Source organism: Arthrobacter sp. AG1021, from assembly GCF_003633665.1.
GTDB lineage: Bacteria > Actinomycetota > Actinomycetes > Actinomycetales > Micrococcaceae > Glutamicibacter > Glutamicibacter soli.
In genome coordinates this window covers 542,477-564,147 of the sequence record NZ_RBLB01000006.1, presented here as the reverse complement: position 1 = coordinate 564,147, position 21,671 = coordinate 542,477, and the positions used below count along the sequence as shown (strand labels likewise).

The window sequence follows — 21,671 nt, the reverse complement described above, 5'->3', positions numbered from 1 at the left end:
GCCCACGCCGCGGCAAAGAGGAAACCGGTGCCAGCGGCCCCGTGCAGGGGCTGCTCGCACCGGTTTTCTTGTGCGCGGACGCAGGAGAACTAGTCGTCTTCTTCGTCTTCCGCATCCCAGGCGTCGTTGCGCGCCTGCACTTTTTCCAGCGCGGTGCGGGCTTCAGCCTCGGTGTCGTACGGGCCCAGCAGCTGGGACCAGTCCGACTGCGCGCCCTTCTCGATGCTCTTCGTGTTCACGTTGTACCAGTACTTCCCCTCACCGGGGGTTCCTTCTGAGCTCATCGCCTGCTCCTTCAGATGGTTCTATGGCTGCCTAGCTCAACGCTAGCGCACCGGGATAGTTTTCGGTGTGAAATGCGTTCGGCTCTCAGCTCATCCACAAATCCGGGGGCCAGCCGGGCGATAGAATATCTTCATGGCTACTGTTGCAACTGCACCAATCGGAAATCTCACCGCGGGCGTGGTCTCCCCCCAGCTCCCGGTGCCCAAGAACATTGAACGTCCGGAGTACGTGGGCAAGCGCGAACCGGCCAAGAACACCGCATCCGAGGTCAAGAGCCCCGAGGTCATCGAACGCATCCGCATTGCCTCACGCATCGCGGCGCAGGCGCTGGCCGAAGTCGGCAAGGCCTGCCAGCCAGGGATCACCACCGACGAGCTGGACCGCATCGGCCACGAGTTCCTCCTGGACCACAACGCCTACCCGTCCACCCTGGGCTACCGCGGCTTCCCGAAGTCGTTGTGCACCTCGCTGAACGAAGTGATCTGCCACGGCATCCCCGACTCCACGGTCCTGCAGGACGGGGACATCATCAACATCGACATCACCGCCTTCATCGGAGGGGTGCACGGCGACAACAACGCCACCTTCCTGGTGGGCGACGTGGACGAGGAATCCCGCCTGCTGGTCGAGCGCACCGAGAACTCGCTCAAGCGCGCTATCAAGGCGGTCATGCCGGGCCGCGAGATCAACGTCATCGGCCGCACCATCGAAAGCTACGCCAAGCGCTTCGGCTACGGCGTGGTCCGCGACTTCACCGGCCACGGCGTGGGCGAGGCCTTCCACTCGGGCTTGATCATCCCCCACTACGATGCGGCGCCGGGCTACAACACGCTGATCCAGACGGGCATGGTCTTCACCATCGAGCCGATGCTCACCCTGGGCACCGTTGAATGGGACATGTGGGCCGACGACTGGACTGTCACCACGCGGGACAAGAAGCGCACCGCGCAGTTCGAGCACACTTTGCTGGTCACCGACTCGGGCGCCGAGATCCTCACCCTGCCATAGGGCGCGGCGCCGACGCGGCGCGCAAAAACCAGAGGCGTTGGCCTGGTCCCTGAAAAGAGCCGGGCCAACGCCTCTGGTGTATCCCGAAGGGTCAGTCTGCGGTCAGTGGTCGTTGGGTCCCCTGCGGAGCCTTGCCGCGCTGTTCGCGCAGCTTCTCCATCGCCGCCTCGAAATCCTGCAGCGACTGGAAATTGTGGTAGACACTGGCAAAACGCAAGTATGCCACCTCGTCCAGGCGCGAGAGCGGGTCGAGGATTGCCAGTCCCACCTGGTGCGCCGGGATCTCCGCGGCGCCCGAGGTACGCACGGCTTCCTCGACTTCCTGCGCCAGAATAGCCAGGTCGTGGTCTGTGACCGGCCGTCCCTGGCAGGCCTTGCGCACGCCGTTGATCACCTTGTTGCGGGAGAACGGTTCAACCGCACCGGACTGCTTCAAGACGCTCAGGCTTGCGGTTTCGATCGTCGTGAAACGACGGGAGCACGCGGTGCACTGCCGGCGCCGGCGGATGGAGACGCCATCATCAGCAACTCGGCTATCGACCACACGCGAATCGGGGTTGCGGCAATAAGGGCAGTTCATGACACCTCCAACTCAGTGCTAAAACTGGATTCCACAAAGCGTACCTTCCGAAATCCACACATGTCATGTATTAGTTTAGCGCTTTGTGCGCCTTTCGCACGGCGACCGCGTCGCCGTGGGCCGGAAGGTCCTCGGCAGTCGCCAGATTAATCACGTGCGCCGCGACATCGCCCAACGCCGACTTGTCGTAGCTGATGACCTGCACGGCCTTCAGGAACGTGTTCACGTTCAGCCCCGAGGCGTGCAACGCGGTGCCGCTGGTCGGCAGCACGTGGTTGGACCCGGCGCAGTAGTCGCCAAGCGACACCGGGGCATAGTCGCCCACGAAAATCGCGCCGGCGGCGGTGATGCGGGCGGCGTCCTGCGCGGCGTTGCCGGTCATGATTTCCAGGTGCTCCGCCGCATAGGCGTTGCAGACATCCACGCCCTGGTCCAGGTCCTTGACCAGGATGATCGCGGACTGGCTGCCGCTCAGCGCCTCGCGGACGCGTTCGCTGTGCTTGGTGGCCGCGACCTGGACGTCCAGCTGCTCGCGCACGGCCTGAGCCAGTGCCGGCGAGTCGGTGACCAGCACCGCGGCGGCGTTGGCATCATGCTCGGCCTGCGAGATCATGTCGGCGGCCACGAAGTCCGCCTTTGCCGTGCTGTCGGCCAGGATCGCGATCTCGGTGGGCCCTGCCTCGGCGTCGATGCCCACGACGCCCTTGACCAGCCGCTTGGCGGTAGCGACGAAGACGTTGCCCGGACCGGAGATCACGTCCACCGGCTCGATGCCGCCGCGCGAGTCCCCCGGCACGTCCACGCCATAGGCGAAGGCCGCCACGGCCTGGGCGCCGCCCATGGCGTGCACCTCCTCGATGCCCAGCAGCTTCGCGGCAGCCAGGATGGTGGGGTGCGGCAGTCCGCCGAACTCCTTCTGCGGCGGGCTGGCCAAGGCCAGGGACTTCACGCCCGCGGCCTGGGCCGGGACGGTGTTCATGATGACCGAGGACGGGTAGACGGCCAGTCCACCAGGCACGTAGAGGCCCACGCGGCGCACCGGCACCCAGCGCTGGGTGACGGATCCGCCGTTGCTGTAGTCGACCACGGCGTCGGCCGGCACCTGGGCGGCGGCGAAGAGCCGAGCGCGGGAGATCGATTCCTCCAGCGCCAAGCGGACCGCGGGATCAAGTTCGGCCAGCGCCTTGTCCAGTTCCGCCTGCGCAACCCTTGTATGATCCAGCTCCACCTGGTCGAATCGCTGGGCCAGGTCCTTGAGCGTGCCCATGCCGTGGGCACGCACATCATCGATAATCTGCTGCACGGTTTCAGCGGCGGTCTGCGAGTTCATGGCAGGGCGCGGCAGGTTGGCCTTGAGCTGGGCGTAGCTGAAGTCCTCGGCGCGCCAGTCGAGGGTTGCGAGTTCGGAAAAGACGGTTACTGGATTGGAAGTCACGTACCCATTTTAACGCCGAAGACCGGGTGCGGCACCCATTGGTTACCTCACCCGGTCATCTGCGGCTGCGCCGCAATGCTCCGGAGCGCTACACGTCCAGGCAATTGGGGCCGAGCAGGACCTTCAGGTCGCCGAACAAGGCGGGGTTAGGGTTCACCCGGAAGTTCATGCCCAGGCGTAGCAGCGAGGTGCCGCGGCTGCCGGTGAGCTTCACCCGGACCTCGGTGTTGCCGCTGTGGGTGCGCAGCACGTCGCCGAGTTTCTGCACCAGGGATTCGGTGGCCTTGTGAGTCGGGATGCCGATGACCACCGGGCCGCCGTTGGCGTCCTCGGACAATTCGGGGATCATCATTTCCTGGGCGTTCAGGGTGATGGACCCGTCGTCGCGGCGCTGTACGCGCCCCTTGATGACCACGATCAGGTCGTCGGCCAGCACCTCGGCGATCGGCTGGTAGGCCTGTCCGAAGAACATGACCTCCATGGAACCGGAGAGGTCCTCCACCTCGCAGCGCGCGTACGGGTTGCCGCTCTTCTTGGCGATGCGCCGCTGCAACCCGGAGATCATGCCTGCGATGGAGATGATATGCCCGTCCTGCGGCCCGTCGTCGGACAGCACATGGGTCACGGACATGTCGGCATACTGCTCCAGCGCGGAACCCAGGCCCTGCAGCGGGTGGTCGGAAACGTACAGCCCGAGCATGTCCCGCTCGTAGGCCAGCTTTTCCTTCTTGTCCCAGTCCGGGAGGTCCGGGATGGCCACGGTCATGGCATCCGAGGCCTCGGAGGGATCCAGGGCGCTGAACAGGTCGAACTGGTTGGCCGCCTCGTTGCGCTTGAGCTGGATGACCGAGTCCACGGCTTCTTCGTGGATCGCGACCAGCGCGCGGCGGGGGTGGCCCATGGAGTCGAAGGCTCCGGCCTTGATCAGCGATTCGATGGTGCGCTTGTTGCAGACCACCGCGGGGACCTTGTTCAGGAAGTCGCTGAAGTCGGTGTAGGCACCCTTTTCCTGGCGCGCCTGCACCATGCCGTCCACGACGTTGGAGCCGACGTTGCGGATGGCGCCCATGCCGAAGCGGATATCGTTGCCCACAGGGGTGAAGGTCAGGGCCGATTCGTTGACGTCCGGAGGCAGCACGGTGATGCCCAGGTGGCGGCACTCGTTGAGGTACAGCGCGAGCTTGTCCTTGTCGTCGCCCACCGAGGTGAGCAGCGCGGCCATGTACTCGGCCGTGTAGTGCTCCTTGAGGTAGGCGGTCCAGTAGGACACCACGCCGTAGGCCGCCGAGTGGGCCTTGTTGAACGCGTAGTCGGAGAAGGGCAGCAGGATGTCCCAGAGGGCCTGCACGGCTTCCATCGTGAAGCCGTTGTCCATCATGCCCTTGGAGAAGCCGGCGAACTGCTTGTCCAGCTCGGACTTCTTCTTCTTGCCCATGGCGCGGCGCAGGATGTCCGCCTGGCCCAGCGAGAAGCCTGCAAGCTTCTGCGCGATGGACATGACCTGTTCCTGGTACACGATCAGGCCGAAGGTCCCCCCGAGGATCTCCCGCAGCGGCTCTTCCAGTGTCGGGTGGATCGGGGTTTCTTCCTGCAGCTTATTCTTGCGCAACGCGTAGTTGGTGTGCGAGTTCGCGCCCATGGGGCCCGGGCGGTAGAGCGCGAGCACCGCGGAAATGTCTTCGAAGTTATCCGGGCGCATCATCTTCAGCAGCGAGCGCATCGGACCGCCATCGAGCTGGAATACGCCCAGCGTGTCGCCGCGGGCCAGCAGCTGGTAGGTTGCCGCGTCGTCCAGCGGCAGGGTCTCCAGGTCCAGCTCCACGCCCTTGTTGGCCTTCACATTGGCCAGGGCGTCGGAGATGATGGTGAGGTTTCGCAGACCGAGGAAGTCCATCTTGATCAGCCCCAGGCCTTCACAGGTCGGGTAGTCGAACTGGGTGATGACCTGCCCGTCCTGGATGCGCCGCATGATCGGCACGACATCGATGATCGGGTCCGAGCTCATGATCACGCCGGCGGCGTGCACGCCCCACTGGCGCTTCAAGCCTTCGAGCCCCTTGGCGGTTTCGAAGACACGCTTGGCCTCGGGGTCGTTAGCCACGAGGTTGCGGAAGTCCCCGGCCTCCGAGTAGCGCTTGGACTCCGGGTTCTCGATGTCGTTGAGCGGGATGTCCTTGGCCATGACTGCCGGCGGCAGCGCCTTGGTGAGGGACTCGCCCATGGAGAAGGGGTAGCCCAGCACGCGTGAGGAGTCCTTCAGCGCCTGCTTCGTCTTGATCGATCCATAGGTAACGATCATTGCCACACGCTCATCGCCGTACTTCTCGGTGACGTAGTGGATCACTTCGGAGCGGCGGCGATCATCGAAGTCGACGTCGAAGTCGGGCATGGAAACACGTTCCGGGTTCAGGAAGCGCTCGAAGATCAGGCCATGAACCAGCGGGTCCAGGTCGGTAATGCGCATGGCGTAGGCAACCATGGAGCCTGCGCCGGAACCGCGGCCCGGGCCGACGCGGATGCCGTGGTCCTTGGACCAGTTGATGAAGTCCGCCACGACTAGGAAGTAGCCGGGGAAACCCATCTTGATGATGACGTCCAGCTCGAAGTCCGCCTGCTTGCGCGAAGCCTCCGGGATGCCGTTCGGGTAGCGGTAGTGCAGACCCTTGTCGACTTCCTTGATCAGCCAGCTCGTCTCGTCCTCGCCGGGAGGGCAGGGGAACTTCGGCATGTAGTTGGCGCTGGTGTCGAAGGTGAGGTCCACGCGGTCCGCAATATGCAGCGTGTTGTCGCAGGCCTCGGGGAGTTCCTTGAACAACTCGCGCATTTCGCGCGAGCTCTTCAGGTAGTAGCCGGTGCCGCTGAAGGCGAAGCGGCTGCCGCCCTGGTCGTAGGTCGGCTCATCCAGCGTGGAGCCCGAGTTGATGGCCAGCAGCGCTTCGTGGGCCTTGGCATCGGCCTCGTGGGTGTAGTGCAGGTCATTGGTGGCGACCAGCGGAATGGCAAGTTCCTTGGCCAGCCGCAGCAGGTCCTTGGTGATTCGGCGTTCGATTTCCAGGCCGTGGTCCATGATTTCGCAGAAGTAGTTCTCCTTGCCGAACAGGTCCTGGAATTCGGCGGCTGCGGCCTTCGCGGCATCGTACTGCCCCAAGCGCAGCTTGGTCTGCACCTCGCCCGAGGGGCAGCCGGTGGTGGCGATCAGGCCCTCGTGGTGGTCGTTGAGCAGCTCGCGGTCCCAGCGCGGGTACTTGCCGAACACGGAGTCCAGCGAGGCGCGCGAGGAGCCCTTGAAGAGGTTGTCCATGCCCTTGTTGTTGTAGGACAACAGGGTCATGTGGTTGTACAGGCCGCCGCCCGAGACGTCGTCGCCCTTCTGGCGTTCCTCGGTGCGCCACTTGACGCGGGTCTTGTCGGTGCGGTGGGTACCCGGGGTGACATAGGCTTCCACGCCGATGATCGGCTTGATGCCGGCACCGGTGGCTTGGCGCCAGAAGTCGAAGGCTCCGAAGAGGTAGCCATGGTCGGTGATCGCCATGGCTTCCATGCCCTGCCGGTTGGCCTCGGCGAACAGTTCGCCTAGCCGGGCCGCCCCGTCCAGCATGGAGTATTCGGTGTGTGTATGAAGATGGACAAATCCGTCACGTGTCGCGCTCACCAAACCAGTCTAGCGACAGCCGGCACGGAAGTCCTCGAGCCTGAACCAGGTGTGGGAAGAGATACAGCCGCCCGGAAAATTTCCGGGCCGCGCCGGCGCTTACAGGTGCACCCCGTTCCATGGTGTTCCTAGAAGGTTCCCTCGCGCAGCAGCTCCAGCGCGCCGGACAGGTCCGAGGGGTATTCGCTCTCGTATTCCATCCACTGCCCGGTGACCGGGTGTTCGAAGCCCAGGCGCTTGGCGTGCAGCCACTGCCTGGTCAGCCCAAGCGCGGCCCCCAGCTTCGGGTCGGCGCCGTAGGTCTGGTCGCCGGCACAGGGATGGCCGAATGCGGAGAAGTGCACGCGGATCTGGTGGGTGCGCCCGGTTTCCAGGTGCACCTCCACCAAGCTGGCGCGGCCGAAGGCCTCGATGACCTTGTAGTGGGTGACCGAGTTTCGTCCGCCGTCCAGCACGGCGAATTTCCAGTCGTGCCCTGGATGCCTGCCGATGGGTGCGTCGATGGTGCCTTCCAGCGGATCGGGCAGGCCTTGGACGACTGCGTGGTAGATCTTCTTCGGAGTGCGTTCCTTGAAGGCGCGCTTCAGGGCGGTGTAGGCGCGTTCGGACTTCGCCACCACCATCAGTCCGCTGGTGCCCACGTCGAGCCGGTGCACGATGCCCTGACGCTCGGAAGCTCCGGAGGTGGAGATCGTGTAGCCTTCGGCCATCAGCGCCCCGACCACGGTCGGACCGACCCAGCCCGGCGACGGGTGGGCGGCGACGCCCACGGGCTTGTCGATGACAACGTAGTCGTCATCGTCGGCGATGATCTTCAGGTCTTTCACGGCTTCCACCCTGATTTCCAGCGGGTCGGCTTGGGCCGGTATGGTCACCGACAGCCTGTCCCCCGCTTTGAGCTTTAGTGACTTGGCAATAGTTTTCCCGTTGACCTGCACCTGTGAGTCCTTGCACAGGCTGGAGGCCAGGGTGCGGGGAATCTGCAGTACGCGCGCCAGGTAAGCATCCAGCCGGGATCCGGCGTCGGCCTCGTCGACCGAGAGGGCATGGTGCGATGCGTCCATCAGGGGGCTCATGAAGCAGGCTTCTGCGGGTCGTCGCCCTGGGCTGCGGAGCCGCTGTCCTTCGGCTTGTCCCCGACGGTGCCGTCCAGATTGATGCCGCGGATGAGCATGTAGGCGACCACGATCATGGAGCACACGATGAACGAATCGGCGACGTTGAAGATCGCGAAGTTCGTCACCGAGAACATGTCGACCACGTGGCCGAAACCGAAGGCAGGTTCGCGGAACAATCGGTCGCCCAGGTTGCCGAGCACGCCGCCCAGCAGGCAGCCGAGGACAATGGACCAACTGCGGATCTTGACCCGGCGGAACAACAGGTAGGTGACGACCACGGCCACCGTGGCCTGCAGGATGGTGAACACAACGGTGAAGTTCTCGCCCATGGAGAACGCGGCGCCCGGGTTCAGGATGTAGTGGATGTCGAAGAACCCCGGGATCACCTCGAAGGACTCTCCCAGCTCCATGCTGTTTTCGACCCAGAGCTTCACGCCCTGGTCAAGGACCAGGGCAATCAGGGCGATGATCAGGCCGAGTCCGGTGTAGCGTTTGGCCTTCGCGGCGGCGCTGCCCGCTTGTGGTTCACTCACGGTGTTACCCATTAATTCCTTTTAAACGTCATCGGTGGTGCCGGAAAGAATCCGTGCACCACCGATGATCTTACTTTATGACCAGTTCAAGCGTTGAACCGCAGGCAGCTAGTTGGCCTTGCCTGCTGCGCCATCGATCGAACCCTGCGACTCGAGGTCGCGCAGCTGTCCTTCGATGTAGGTCTTCAGGCGAGCACGGTAGTCGCGCTCGAAGCCGCGCAGCTGCTCGAGCTTGCGTTCGAGGACGGACTTCTGCTGCTCCAGGGCAGACAGGGTCTTGCGGCTCTTCTCTTCTGCCGAGGTGACCAAGGAGTTTGCCTCGGTCTTGGCATCGGAGATGATCTTGTCGCGCTGCTCAACACCGGATGCGACGTATTCGTCGTGCAGGCGCTGGGCCATGGCAAGAACGTTGGCAGCCGATTCGGCGGAAGGAGCGACGGCCGGTGCTGCTGCAGGAGCTGCTTCGACCTTCTTCTCGGCAGGCTTGGCAGCCGGAGCTGGCTCGGCCTTCTTCTCTTCTGCCGGCTTGGCAGCTGGAGCCGGAGCAGCCTTGGCTTCTTCGGCAGGCTTGGTTTCAGCCTTCTTATCCTCGGCTGGCTTGGCAGCCGGAGCAGCGGATACTGGAGCCGGAACAGCCTGTTCCTTGGCTACAACGTTTGCGTCTTCGCCAAGTTCGCTCAGACGGCGGCGGAGAGTCTCGTTTTCACCGGTTAGGCGACGCAGCTCCACCACGATCTCGTCGAGGAAGTCATCTACCTCGTCCTGGTCGTAGCCTTCACGGAACTTGGTCGGCTGAAAGCGCTTATTGACTACGTCTTCTGGCGTCAAAGCCATTGGGTCACCTCAATGCTGGGATCATTTCCGCAAGGCCTTTGGTTGCCCTGCGAAACACTTACCGTTCTTCAGTGTCGCGACCGGTGAAGTCGGAGCACTATTTCCTAAAGGATATAACGATTTGGACACTAAATACGAAATCGGGTCTTCACCCGAGTCTCTTTTTCTTTGAATCTACCTTGTAGGCGCTATGCCTACAATCCCCTAGCTGGAGGAGAAACTCCTACTCAGATACCTGTGCTCGCCCCCAGATTGCCGACGATGACCTTCGCGATCATGACGACGATGAAGAAAATCAAAAAGGACAGGTCAAGGCGGATTCCGCCGAGATCCAGGGGTTTGATTTTCCCGCGGAGCCACCGCAGCGGCGGATCGGTGATCGACACGACAAACGACGCTACGACCAGCGCGATGCCCTTGGGACGCCAGTGGCGGGCAAAGTTTTCAGTTATATCCAGCACAATTCGCATCAGAAGCAGAATTTGCAGGATCGCTAAGGCGAGATAAATAATCCCGAACACCATTTTTGTGCGCTCGCTCCTGGCGTCTTAGCTCTGGTTGAAGAAGGTTGCCTGGGCTTCGGACTGCTTGCGGTCCTCGCCCAGCACCTCGACGGTGGACGGCGAGAGCAGGAACACCTTGTTGGTGACTCGCTCAATCGATCCGTGCAGCGCGAAGACGAGGCCAGCGGAGAAGTCCACCAAACGCTTGGCGTCGGTTTCACCCATGTCGGTGACGTTCATAATCACCGGAATGCCGTCACGGAAGTTCTCACCGATGATTTTGGCATCGTTGTAAGAACGAGGGTGCACGGTTGTAATCTGACGCAATTCGGAATCCTCATCCCTCACTGAAGGGGCACGCTTGATGGGGGTTACCGGTGCACGGTATTCGGCATCCGGTTCTGTGGCTGTTGGTTGCGGAGCGGCCGCGCGAACGACTGGCTGCGGGCGCGGGGATTCGGCGGGACGCTTCGGAGCAGGGTCTTCGACGACGCGAACCGGAGGTTTCGGTTCTGCCTTATCTACCACAGCCTCTTCGTGCTCGACGGCGTCCGCCAAGCCGAGATAGACCATTGCTTTGCGCAGTCCGTCAGCCACGATAATTCTCCTAATTTGTCCCGTTCATGCACCCCATGCATGATTCCGCTACTTCGACGCTACCGCACAGAATTCAGGTAGCAATGTTCATTCGAGATTTTCTCACCGGTGTGTCGCACACGGGTGTTACTCGCGCCAAATAAGTCCTGCAAGTCGGCCCGAGTCAGTAGATCTGCGGTATGAAAAAAATCGTTCATCTTCCAAGGTGCAGAGATCGCTGGGCTGGACTTGGACGTCCAGTTCCGCCAGCTCCCGGGCCGCGGAGGCCGGAAGATCCAGCGCCTCGGTTCCCCAGGAAGTCCGGGTGCGGATTCCCGGACGAAGCTGCTCGGATTCCTCGGCCATCTGCTGCGGCACTTCGTAGCAGTTGCCGCAGATCGAAGGGCCGATGACGGCCTCGATCTGCACCGCGCCGTGGGAACGCAGCTGGTGTACGGTCTTGGACAGTATTCCGTCCAGCAGTCCGCGGCGTCCGGCGTGGGCAGCGGCCGTGAGGCTGCCGCCGGATTCCGGATTGCGCCCCACGAAAAGCACCGGCAGGCAGTCCGCGACCATGACCGCCAGCGGTTCAAGCCCTGAGGGGTCGACCAGCGCATCGCAGGTCGGCGCCTCCGGGTCGCTCCACGAGGTGCGTTGCGCACCGTCGACCGCATGGATCAGCGTGGAGTGGATCTGGTTCATGAAATTAAGGGAAAAACGTCGAACCCCGATCGAGTCCTCCAGCCTGGTACGATTCTCCGCCACGAGGCGGGGATCGTCATTCACATGCAGGGCGAGGTTTCCCTCGGCCTGCGTCGTGAAGGCCAGCTGGATGCTCGGATCGAGGTTCGACGCGAAATGTAGCACTGCTCAGCTTCCTGCTGTTCTTACTTCAGGAAGTCCGGGACGTCGAGGTCGTCGTTGGAGCCGTTCAGGTCCGAATCGACAACGTCTGGCAGGTCCTGGAAAGGGTTCTGCTCTGCGGCAGGCTTCTCTGCAGGTGCCGGGGCGGCCGGCGGGACAACGGCGGGAGCAGCAGGCGCGGCAGGTGCAGCTGGCTCTGCTGCACGGCTGACGGCTGGCTTGGACACGGCCGGTGCGGACATCGGCTTGCTGGTCACGTCCGGCTCGTCGAAGCCGGCGGCGATCACGGTCACGCGGGCTTCATCACCCAGTGCGTCGTCGATGACGGCGCCGAAGATGATATTTGCTTCCGGGTGGGCGACTTCCTGGACCAGGCGGGCGGCTTCGTTGATCTCGAACAGGCCGAGATCCGAACCACCCTGGATGGACAGCAGCACACCGTGCGCGCCGTCGATGGAGGCTTCCAGCAGCGGCGAGGCGATGGCCAGTTCGGCCGCCTTCACCGCGCGGTCCTCGCCGCGGGCCGAGCCGATGCCCATCAGTGCGGAGCCAGCGCCCTGCATGACGGACTTCACGTCGGCGAAGTCGAGGTTGATCAAGCCCGAGGTGGTGATCAGGTCGGTGATGCCCTGGACACCGGAGAGCAGGACCTGGTCGGCCTGGCGGAATGCGTCCAGAACGGACACGTTGCGGTCCGAAATGGACAGCAGACGATCGTTAGGGATGACGATCAGGGTGTCGACCTCGTCGCGCAGCGCCTCGATGCCGGACTCTGCCGAGTTGGCACGGCGGCGGCCTTCGAAGGTGAACGGGCGGGTGACCACACCAATGGTCAGCGCGCCCAGGGAGCGTGCGATGCGGGCAACGACAGGGGCGCCACCGGTACCGGTGCCGCCGCCTTCGCCTGCGGTGACGAAGACCATGTCGGCGCCGCGCAGGACGTCCTCGATCTCCTCGACGTGGTCCTCGGCTGCCTGGCGTCCAACTTCAGGGTTGGCGCCTGCACCCAGACCGCGAGTCAGCTCACGTCCAACATCCAACTTGACGTCGGCGTCGCTCATGAGCAGTGCCTGAGCGTCGGTGTTGATGGCGATAAATTCAACGCCCTTCAAACCGACTTCGATCATACGATTGACTGCGTTTACACCGCCACCGCCGATACCGACGACTTTAATGACCGCGAGGTAGTTCTGTGGAGCTGCCACGTCCCGCTTCCCTTGTTAGATGTGCTACATGAATCCGACCCATGCCGAAACCTTCACCCTTAGCCTGAAGGTCAGGTTTCTGTCAAGCGATCGTTATTAAGAACGCTATGAGTCGTATGGTCTTTGTGCAACGACCGCCTAGGCGTGTCGCTACTTCAAACCTATCTTTCCAGAATTTTGGCTCAGAATGTTCATCCCGCGCCCAAGTCTGACGTACTTAATAGGTCACCGGATTTTCCGGATTGGAGACGTCGATGGTCTTCTTCGCCTCCGCGCTGTCCTTTGAATTATTCAGGAAAATCTGTGTCACCTGATTTTTCAACGCCGCCTTCTCCCCGTTGCCCCAAATCAGTGTACGCTTCTGCGGCAAAGCAAGTTCCATGAATCCCGCTTCGGTCAACGAAGCGGTGGAAACCTGCTCCAGCACCTTGGCGTCGACCCCGCTGAGAATCGAGGTCAGCAACTTGAACTGCTCTGGATCCTTGGTGGCATCCGAGGCCTTGATCTTCGGCAACTTGGTTTTGTCCTTGGCGCCGAGCTTCTTCAGCTTGGCGCCGGTGTCGGACACCAGGAAGTTGGATTTGCCGTCCACCAGGATCGCCACCGGAACCTCCTCATGGATCTCCACCACCAGGGTGTTGGGCATCTGGGCCCGAACCACGACGCTGTCGATCGCCGGCTGCTCACCGAGCAGCTCTTCGACCTTGGCTTCGGAAATCCGCGGAAGCGGCGTGCCTTCCAAGGGCGCCAGCGACTCGAGCAGCTGCTTTTCGCTCAGCAGCTTGGTCCCGGTCACCTCGATCTTCTTGGCTGCCAGCACCGGGGAAAAACTCAGCACCAAGACCACGACCAGGCTGAGCACCACGATGGCGGCTGCGCCGATGAGCATGATCTTGCGCCGCCTCTTCTCCGGGCTGGGCGGAAGTTCAACGACCTTGGCTTTTTCGTCCATTGGTTCCTAGGGTTGCGTTCGTCGAGCGGGTCTCAGGACAAAGCGTCGAGCAGCCGGCCGCCGAGGTAGGTGACGTCTCCTGCTCCCACGGTCATGATCACGTCGCCGGGCTCGGCGTTTTCCACCACATGGGCCACCGCGGCCTCCGGCGCGAACACATGGGCCGGCACTTCGACGCGTTCGGCGATCAGCTCGCTGGCGACACCCTCGATGGGCTCCTCGCGGGCGGGATAGATCTCCAGCAGGGTCACCGTGTCCGCGAGCGAGAGCGCGCTGGCGAACTGGCGGTAGAACTCCTTGGTGCGGGAGAACAGGTGCGGCTGGAAGAGCACGTGCAGCTTGCCCTCCCCCGCCATCACGCGGCCGGCCTTCAGCGCGGCGGTGACTTCGGTGGGATGGTGGGCGTAGTCGTCGTACACCCGCACACCGTCGGCTTCGCCCTTGAACTCGAAGCGGCGGGCCGCGCCGGTGAAGCCGGCCAGGGCTTCGAGCGCGTCGTCCACGTCCACGCCGGCGTCGATGCCCACCGAGAGCGCCGCGGCGGCGTTAAGCAGGTTGTGCTGGCCGGGCACCGCGAGGTTCAGGATGTGCTCCTGTCCGCTGCCCCATTCGATGGTGGCGGCAAAGCGGCCGTTGTCCAGGGCGCGGGCATCGCTCAGCCGGCGGTCTGCATGATCGGAGAAACCGTAGGTCTGCACCCGCAGGTCGCTGCGGCTCTGGCGCATCTTGTGCGCGAGCTCGTTGGCGCCGGGATCGTCGGCGCAGCAGATCAGCAGCCCGTCCTCGGGCAGCAGCTGGGCGAAGTCGACGAAGGCCTGGTGCACTGCTTCGGCGGTGCCGTAGTGATCAAGGTGGTCCGCCTCGACGTTGGTCACGATGATGACGTCCGGGCGGTAGTTCAGGAACGATGCGTCGGATTCGTCGGCCTCGGCCACGAAGTAGCCTCCGTTGCCCAGTTCCGCGTTGGTGCCCAGGCTCGGGATGTTGGCGCCCACCGCGAAGCTCGGCACGGCCCCGACGGACTTGAGCATGTGGGCGGTCAGCGAGGTGGTGGTGGTCTTGCCGTGGGTTCCGGCGATCGCCACGACGCGGTCATGGCCGCGCATGGTCGCTTCAAGCCCCTGGGAGCGGTGCAGGATGCGCAGTCCGCGGCGCACTGCCTCGTCGTATTCGGGATTGCCCGGCTTGATGATCGAGGAGATCACCACGGTGTCCGCGTCGCCCAGGTTCTCCGGCGCATAGCCGACATGAACGCGGGCCCCGCGTTCGCGCAACCCGTCCATCACCGGCAGGTCCTTGGCGTCGGATCCCGAAACGCTCAGCCCGTAGTCCAGCATGAGCCGGGCCACGGCCGAGACTCCGACACCGCCAACACCCATGAGGTGTACCTTGCCCAATTCGGCCTTGAGCTCGTCGGCTCGCTTCGACATGTTCTAGCCTTCCTGTCCCGGCAGTGCCCGGGATGAAACTTCGGTGATGATCTTCCGTGCCATGATCTGCGCGGCGTCGCGCCGTCCCAGTGAGGAGGCGGCCTGCGACATCCCTTCCAGTTTATGCCGATCGCCCAGCAATGGGATGACATGCTCGGCGATGTAGCCGGCGGAGAAGTCCTTGTCCTCGACCAGCAGCGCGCCGCCGGCCTGGACCAGTTCGCGGGCGTTGAGCTTCTGCTCGCCGTTGCCGATCGGCAGCGGGACCAGCACCGAGGGGGTGCCTGCCACTTCGAGTTCGCAGACGGTTCCGGCGCCCGAGCGGCAGACCATCAGGTCCGCCGCGGCGTAGGCGTAGTCCATGCGGTCAACGTATTCGACCTGGGTATAGCCCTCGTGGGCCAGCAGCGCGCCGGAGTCGTCGGTGAGCTGCTTGCCGCGGCCGGTGATATGCACGGTGCGGATGCCGGCGGCGTTCAGCTGCTGGAGGGACTGGGCGACGGCGTTGTTCAGGCTCAGCGCGCCCGAGGAGCCGCCGGTGACCAGCAGCACCGGGCGGTCGTCGGTCAGCCCGAAGTGGGCCCGGGCCTCGTCGCGCAGCGCGGCGCGGTCCATGGTGGCCACGTTGGAGCGCATGGGCATGCCGACCTGTTCCTCGCCGGGCAGCCCGGTGCCGGCGAAGGTGGTACCCACGGCGGCAGCGTGCTTGGCGCCGAGCTTGTTGGCCATGCCGGCCTTCGAGTTCGCTTCGTGCACGAAGATCGGGACACCGAGCTTCCTGGCGGCCAGGTAGGCCGGGGTGCAGACGTAGCCGCCAACTCCCAGCAGCGCCTGCGCGTTGCTCCGGCGCAGCACCGCCTTGGCCTGGTTCACTGCCTTGGCGAAGCGGAAGGGGAACTTCAGCAGGTCGAGATTGATGCTGCGCGGCATCGGGGCCTTGGGAATCAGTTCCAGCGGGTAGCCGGCTTCCGGCACCAGCCGGGTTTCCAGTCCCCCGGGCGAGCCCAGCGCGGTGATCTGCGCGGCCGGGTTTTCGTCCTTCACCGCGTCGGCGATCGCCAGCATGGGCGAGATGTGCCCGGCCGTGCCGCCGCCGGCGACTACCAGTCGAATCGGTTCGCTCATGGTGCTGGTGTACTCCTTGGGTTGGTCGGCAGCGGGTGCCGTTGGTAATTCTGTGGTGCGCTCGGTGAGAACCGTCCGCGGGGGTGCCGGGCCCGGTCCGTGGGCTCAGCGCTTGGGCTTGGGTTTGGCCGCCGGCTTGGTGGAAGGAACGACGGAGACCACTTGGTCTTGCTTCTGCTGGCGGGCCGAGGAGAGCACGAAGCCCATGGCAAGCATGACCGCGAGCATCGCGGAACCGCCGGAGGAAATGAAAGGCAGCGGCACGCCGATGACCGGCAGCACGCCGGAAACGGTGCCCAGGTTCACGAAGGTCTGGCCGATGATCCAGGACATCAGGCAGCCCATGAGGACGCGGGTGTACAGGTCGGTGGCGCGCATGGCGATGCGGTACATGGCCAGGGCGAGGATGGCGAACAAGGCGAGCACGAAGATCACGCCGATGAAGCCGAACTCTTCACCGAGGATGGAGAAGATGAAGTCGTTCTGCGCTTCGGGTACGTAGGACCATTTCATGCGGGACTGGCCTGGGCCGACGCCGAACCAGCCGCCGGAGGCGAAGGCGTGCATACCCATGTTCGACTGGTAGCACTGGTCTCCGCTGCCGCAGTCGATGCCCAGCCATGCCTTGATGCGTCCGCGGCGGTTGGCCGAGGCCATGACCAGGACGGTCAGCAGCGCGAACCCTGCGGCGCCCAAGCCCAGCAGCCATTTCATGCGCAGGCCGCCCAGGAACATCGCGGTGGCCAGGATCATGATGAGCACCAGGGCGGTGCCCACGTCCTTGCCGAGCACCACAAGCAAAAGAATGATGGCGCCGACCGGTGCCAGGATCGGAATCATCAGGTGCTTCATGTCGCCCAGCAGGTGCTGCTTCTTCTCGAGCATGAAGGCGGAGAACACCGCCAAGGCGAGCTTGGCGAATTCGCTGGGCTGCAGGCCGAATCCACCGATCTTGATCCAGTTGCGGTTGCCGAGGACTTCATGTCCCAGCGGCGTGAACGCCACCAGGAACAGCAGCGCCATCGCGGCACCCACGGCGATCCACGCGAGGCGTTTGAGCTTGGAGGGGTGGATGAACTGCATGATCAGCATGCAGACGATGCCGACCCCTGCGAACATCGCCTGGGACAGGGCCACGGTGAAACCGTTGCGTCCGGCCGCGATTGCTTCGACGGAGGCGGAGGACTGCACCATGATGACGCCGAACACCGACAGGAAGATCGAGGTCACCAGCACCAGCCAGTAGTCGGTCGAGGCCAGGCGTGCGCTGGCCTTCTCGACTCCGCTGAAGATCCCGCCCTGCGGGCGCAGGCCGGGCTTCTTGCCGGAGGCGGCGGTCTTCCCGGTTTCGGCCTTGGCGCCCTGCGGCTGCTTGCGCTCCTTGGTCACCACCAATGCCCCCGTCTGTTGTTGCTTTCCGGCACTGGCCGGGTTCTCTTGCGTGCTGCTAGTCGTCGGAATTCTGTTCCGTGGAACCACTATCCATCAGATCACTGACCGCGCTGATAAAGGCGTTGCCACGCTGGGCGTAGGAACTGAACTGGTCCATGGACGCGGCGGCCGGTGCCATCAGCACCGTGTCCCCCGCCTGGGCAAGTTTCCCTGCGGTGTGCACGGCGCGGGCCATGACCTGGGCGCCGCTGGGCAGGGTGCCGGTTTCATCGTGCACCGCGGCGGTGATGTCGATGACCTCGACCTTCGGCGCGTGCTCGGCCAGCGCTTCGCGCAGCCCCTGGATGTCGGTGCCGATCAGCAGCACGGTGCGCAGCCGGGCCGCGTGCTTGGCCACCAGCTCGTGGTAGTCCACGCCCTTGGACAGGCCGCCGGCAATCCAGACGACCTTGGTGAAGGCCGCCAGGGAGGCGTCGGCCGCGTGCGGGTTGGTGGCCTTGGAGTCGTTGATCCACAGGATGTCGTCGCGGCGGGCGACAGCCTGGATTCGGTGGGCGCCGGCGTCGAAGCCGCTCAGGCCGCGGTGCACGGCTTCCGGCTGAACGCCGAAGGCGCGGGTCAGCGCGGCGGCGGCCGCTGCGTTCGCAGCGGTGTGGCGCGGGACGATCTCGCCGATGTCCTTCAACGCGATCAGTTCCACCGCATTGGTGCGGCGGTCCTCGATGAATGCGCGGTCCACCAGCAGGTCCTCGACCACTCCGACCATGGACACCGACGGGGTGTTGGTGGTGAAGCCGATGGCGCGGCAGCCCTCGATGACCTCTGCGTTCTCCACCATGTCGAGGGTGACCTCGTCGGCGACGTTGAAGATCGCGGCAATCTGCGTGCGCTCGTAGATCTTGGCCTTGTCGGCCTTGTAGTTCTCGAACCCATCATGCCAGTCCACGTGGTCCTCGGCGATGTTCAGCACCACGGAAGCGACCGGGGAAATGCTGTGGGTGTAGTGCAGCTGGAAGCTGGACAGCTCCACGGCGAACACGTCGTAGTCCACCGGCTCGCGCACGGCGTCCAGGATCGGGGTGCCGACGTTGCCCACGGCGATGGCCTTCAGGCCAGCGGCCTGCAGGATCGCTTCGGTCATGCCCACGGTGGTGGTCTTGCCGTTGGTGCCGGTGATGGCCAGCCACTTCGGCGCCGTGCGCCCCGCGCGGTTCTGCACGCGCCAAGCCAGCTCGATGTCGCTCCAGACCGGGATGCCTGCCTCGGTGGCTTCGGCGATGACCGGGTGGCGCGGGTTCCAGCCTGGCGAGGCGAGCACCAGCTGCGGCTGCTGGTCCTGCACCTGCGGCAGGTGCGTGACGTGCTCGGCGCCCAGCAGCACCTGGTGCGCGCCGACGATCATCAGGGTTTCCCCGCGCTGCTGGTTCAGCTCGTCGTCGCGGCCGTCCAGGACGGTGACGACGGCTCCGAGCTCGATTAGCGTGTCGGCGGCGGAGAAGCCAGACAGGCCCAGGCCCGCCACGAGAACGCGCAGGCCTTTCCAGTTCGAATCCCAGCTTGTCAGTTCGGCCAGTGCGGCATTGGCGTTTGCGCTCACAGTGCGACAACCCATTCAGAGTAGAAGATGCCCAGACCTGCGGCCACGAACAGGCCTGCCAGGATCCAGAAGCGGATGACGACGTTTTCCTCGGACCAACCCGACAGCTCGAAGTGGTGCTGCAGCGGGGCCATCTTGAACACGCGCTTGCCGCCGGAGATCTTGAAGTAGCCCACCTGGATGATCACGGACAGCGAGATGATGACGAACAGGCCGGCGATGATGACCAGCAGCAACTGGGTGCGGGAGAGGATCGCGAAGGCCGCGACGGCGCCGCCGATGGCCAGCGAGCCGGTGTCGCCCATGAAGATCTTGGCCGGCTTGGCGTTGAACCACAGGAAGCCGATCAGCGCGCCGGAGAGGATGGCGCCGAGCATGGCCAGGTCCTGCGGGTCGCGCACCGAATAGCACACGTCCAGCGCGTTCGCGTTGCTGCAGGCCTGGTTCTGCTGCCAGATGCCCATCAGCGTGTAGGCGCCGAAGACCATGATGGAGGCGCCGGTGGCCAGGCCGTCCAGGCCGTCGGTGAGGTTCACGCCGTTGGTGGTGCCGGTGACGATGAAGTTGGCCCAGAGGACGAACAGGATCAGGCCGACCATCGGTCCGGCGAAGGCCAAGTCGATGTTGGTGTCGCGCAGGAAGGAGATCGCGGTGGAGCCAGGGGTCAGCCCCTGGTCATTGGGGAACTGCAGCGCCAGCACGGCGAAGCTGATGCCCACCACTGCCTGCAGCACGATCTTCTGCCAGGCGCGCAGGCCCAGCGAACGCTTCTTGAAGATCTTGATGAAGTCGTCCAGGAAGCCGACCAGGCCCATGCCGCCGAAGAGCAGCAGCACCAGCAGGCCGCTGGCCGTGATGCCCGCGCTGACCCGGCCCATCATGCCCAGGATGGCGTGGGTCAGGAAGTAGGCGATGAAGACCGCCAGCACGAAGACCACGCCGCCCATGGTGGGCGTTCCGGACTTCACCGCGTGGGACATCGGCCCGTCGTCGCGGACCACCTGTCCGTACTGCTTCTTCGTGAGCAGCTTGATGTACAGCGGCATGAACACCACGGTCAGCAGCAGGGCGATGCCCGCTCCTACGATTAATGCGATCATGCGTTCTCGCCTTCCTTCACGAATGCTGCGATGTCATCACCCAGATGGCGCAGGCCGGCGCCGTTGGAGGACTTGAACAGGACGATGTCCCCCGGCTCCAGCTGCTCCTGCAGCAGGGTGCGGGCTTCGTCCACGTTCTCCACGAAAAACGCCTCGTCGCCCCAGCTGCCTTCCAGCACCGCGGAGTTGTAGGCCGCCTTCGCGCCGCGGCCGACGACCACGAGCTTCTTGATGTTCATCCGCACCGCCAGGCGGCCCAGCAGGTCGTGCTGGTGGATTGACTCGTCGCCCAGCTCCAGCATTTCACCGAGCACCGCCCAGGTGCGCCGCCCCGGAGTCTCGCCGCTGGGCAGGCCCAGCTCGGCCAGGGTCACCAGTGCGGCGCGCATGGATTCGGGATTCGCGTTGTAGGCGTCGTTGATGATGCTCACGCCGTCGGCGCGCTCGACGCGCTCCATGCGCCAGCGGCTTCCTGCCTTCCGACCGTTGAGCACGCGGGCAATCAGCGCGGGATCGATGTCCAGGGCGTAGGCGGCGTTGGCAGCTGCCAGGATGTTCGCCACGTGGTGGCGGCCGAGCAGGCCGGAGGTGATGCGCTGGGAGTAGCCGTCGGGGAACTGCAGGGTCATTTCGGGCTGGCCCTGGGAGTTGACCTCCACGTCGGCGCCCCAGACCCCGGCGCCCTCCACCGGCTTGCTCCCGGTGCCGAAGAAGCGGACCGCTCCCCCGGAGCGCGAGGCCATGCGCGCCACGCGCGGGTCCTCGGCGTTCAGGATGGCGATGCCGTCGGCGTCCAGCGCCTCGACCAGCTCGCCCTTGGCCTTCTCGATGTTCTCCACGCCGCCGAATTCGCCGGCGTGCGCGGTGCCCACGCAGAGCACCACGCCGATCTTCGGGTGGACCATGTCGGTCAGGTAGGTCAGGTGACCGATACCGGTGGCACCCATCTCGATCACGAAGTACTTGGTGTCCTCGGTGGCATTGAAGACGGTCAGCGGCACGCCGACCTCGCCGTTGTAGGAGCCGATTGGCGAGACGGTCGGCGCGACCTCGGAGAGGATTGCCGCCAGCAGGTCCTTGGTGGTGGTCTTGCCGGCCGAGCCGGTGATGCCCACAACCACCGCATCGTTCTTCTGCTTCAGGTAGGCGACGATGTGGGCCGCGATCTTGCCCATGGCTTCCACGGCATCCGGGACGATGACCGCCGGGTGCTCGCGGCGCTGCTCGTCGAGCGTGACACGCTCGGCCAGCGCCAGTACGGCCCCGGAGGACAGCGCGGCGTCGATGAAGGCGTGGCCGTCGGAGAACTCTCCGGGCTTGGCGACAAAAAGCGAGCCTGGTACGACGTCGCGGGAATCGGTGGTCGCCGAGGTCACCACGGTGCCGGGGGCGACGGTATTCGTCGCTTTCCCTCCGGTGATGCTCAGCAGGTCGGTCAAAGACAGTTCAATCATGGCAATAAGGACTTTACACTCGGGCGAT

At 64.3% G+C, this 21,671-nt stretch carries 19 protein-coding genes; 1 reads left to right on the top strand and 18 read right to left on the bottom strand.

The window, feature by feature from the left end; all coding sequences use genetic code 11:
- Positions 1-89 precede the first annotated feature (89 nt).
- Positions 90-284: a hypothetical protein gene (locus DFO58_RS02840; protein ID WP_047119475.1), complete on the bottom strand. Its 195-nt coding sequence runs from the start codon at positions 282-284 to the stop codon at positions 90-92.
- Between the two features lie 133 nt (positions 285-417).
- Between DFO58_RS02840 and map the strand changes: the two genes are divergently transcribed.
- A complete protein-coding gene (gene map, locus DFO58_RS02835) occupies positions 418-1,293 on the top strand; it encodes a type I methionyl aminopeptidase (RefSeq protein ID WP_120989239.1) in 876 nt (291 codons plus the stop codon).
- Between the two features lie 91 nt (positions 1,294-1,384).
- Here map and nrdR read toward each other — a convergent pair whose 3' ends face one another.
- The 17 genes from nrdR to murF all read right to left on the bottom strand — a co-directional run bounded on the left by nrdR (position 1,385) and on the right by murF (position 21,643).
- Positions 1,385-1,873 (bottom strand): transcriptional regulator NrdR, encoded by a 489-nt coding sequence (gene nrdR / locus DFO58_RS02830; protein WP_047119477.1) that lies wholly within the window; start codon positions 1,871-1,873, stop codon positions 1,385-1,387.
- A gap of 70 nt (positions 1,874-1,943) precedes the next feature.
- Positions 1,944-3,308: a histidinol dehydrogenase gene (hisD, locus tag DFO58_RS02825; RefSeq protein WP_120989238.1), complete on the bottom strand. Its 1,365-nt coding sequence runs from the start codon at positions 3,306-3,308 to the stop codon at positions 1,944-1,946.
- Positions 3,309-3,396: 88 nt separating this feature from the next.
- Entirely contained in the window at positions 3,397-6,960 is a 3,564-nt protein-coding gene (dnaE, locus tag DFO58_RS02820; RefSeq protein ID WP_047120790.1) for a DNA polymerase III subunit alpha, read from the bottom strand.
- Between the two features lie 128 nt (positions 6,961-7,088).
- On the bottom strand, positions 7,089-8,036 hold the full coding sequence (locus tag DFO58_RS02815; RefSeq protein ID WP_231735934.1) for an RluA family pseudouridine synthase: 948 nt from the start codon (positions 8,034-8,036) through the stop codon (positions 7,089-7,091).
- Entirely contained in the window at positions 8,033-8,611 is a 579-nt protein-coding gene (gene lspA / locus DFO58_RS02810; protein WP_286163457.1) for a signal peptidase II, read from the bottom strand. Before lspA ends, DFO58_RS02815 begins: the two co-directional genes overlap by 4 nt.
- Positions 8,612-8,719: 108 nt before the next feature.
- Positions 8,720-9,445 carry a DivIVA domain-containing protein gene (locus DFO58_RS02805; protein ID WP_113606456.1) on the bottom strand — a complete coding sequence of 242 codons (726 nt, stop codon included), beginning with the start codon at positions 9,443-9,445 and terminating at the stop codon, positions 8,720-8,722.
- A gap of 227 nt (positions 9,446-9,672) precedes the next feature.
- Positions 9,673-9,969, bottom strand: a complete 297-nt coding sequence (locus tag DFO58_RS02800; RefSeq protein ID WP_047119481.1) for a YggT family protein — start codon at positions 9,967-9,969, stop codon at positions 9,673-9,675.
- 24 nt (positions 9,970-9,993) lie between these two features.
- Positions 9,994-10,545, bottom strand: coding sequence for a cell division protein SepF (sepF, locus tag DFO58_RS02795; protein WP_047119482.1), 552 nt, complete (start codon positions 10,543-10,545; stop codon positions 9,994-9,996).
- 126 nt (positions 10,546-10,671) lie between these two features.
- A complete protein-coding gene (locus tag DFO58_RS02790; RefSeq protein WP_120989236.1) occupies positions 10,672-11,391 on the bottom strand; it encodes a polyphenol oxidase family protein in 720 nt (239 codons plus the stop codon).
- Between the two features lie 20 nt (positions 11,392-11,411).
- Positions 11,412-12,593, bottom strand: a complete 1,182-nt coding sequence (ftsZ, locus tag DFO58_RS02785) for a cell division protein FtsZ (protein WP_113606458.1) — start codon at positions 12,591-12,593, stop codon at positions 11,412-11,414.
- Positions 12,594-12,810: 217 nt separating this feature from the next.
- A complete protein-coding gene (locus DFO58_RS02780; protein WP_047119485.1) occupies positions 12,811-13,545 on the bottom strand; it encodes an FtsQ-type POTRA domain-containing protein in 735 nt (244 codons plus the stop codon).
- 32 nt (positions 13,546-13,577) lie between these two features.
- Entirely contained in the window at positions 13,578-14,975 is a 1,398-nt protein-coding gene (murC, locus tag DFO58_RS02775; protein ID WP_120989235.1) for a UDP-N-acetylmuramate--L-alanine ligase, read from the bottom strand.
- 3 nt (positions 14,976-14,978) lie between these two features.
- Positions 14,979-16,100, bottom strand: coding sequence for an undecaprenyldiphospho-muramoylpentapeptide beta-N-acetylglucosaminyltransferase (murG, locus tag DFO58_RS02770; protein ID WP_120989234.1), 1,122 nt, complete (start codon positions 16,098-16,100; stop codon positions 14,979-14,981).
- 105 nt (positions 16,101-16,205) lie between these two features.
- Positions 16,206-17,492 (bottom strand): putative lipid II flippase FtsW, encoded by a 1,287-nt coding sequence (gene ftsW, locus DFO58_RS02765; protein ID WP_244910801.1) that lies wholly within the window; start codon positions 17,490-17,492, stop codon positions 16,206-16,208.
- Between the two features lie 55 nt (positions 17,493-17,547).
- Positions 17,548-19,104 (bottom strand): UDP-N-acetylmuramoyl-L-alanine--D-glutamate ligase, encoded by a 1,557-nt coding sequence (gene murD / locus DFO58_RS02760; protein WP_120989233.1) that lies wholly within the window; start codon positions 19,102-19,104, stop codon positions 17,548-17,550.
- Positions 19,086-20,189 (bottom strand): phospho-N-acetylmuramoyl-pentapeptide-transferase, encoded by a 1,104-nt coding sequence (mraY, locus tag DFO58_RS02755; protein ID WP_120989232.1) that lies wholly within the window; start codon positions 20,187-20,189, stop codon positions 19,086-19,088. Before mraY ends, murD begins: the two co-directional genes overlap by 19 nt.
- On the bottom strand, positions 20,186-21,643 hold the full coding sequence (murF, locus tag DFO58_RS02750; RefSeq protein ID WP_047119491.1) for a UDP-N-acetylmuramoyl-tripeptide--D-alanyl-D-alanine ligase: 1,458 nt from the start codon (positions 21,641-21,643) through the stop codon (positions 20,186-20,188). The genes mraY and murF overlap by 4 nt, the downstream gene beginning before the upstream one ends.
- Positions 21,644-21,671 lie beyond the last annotated feature (28 nt).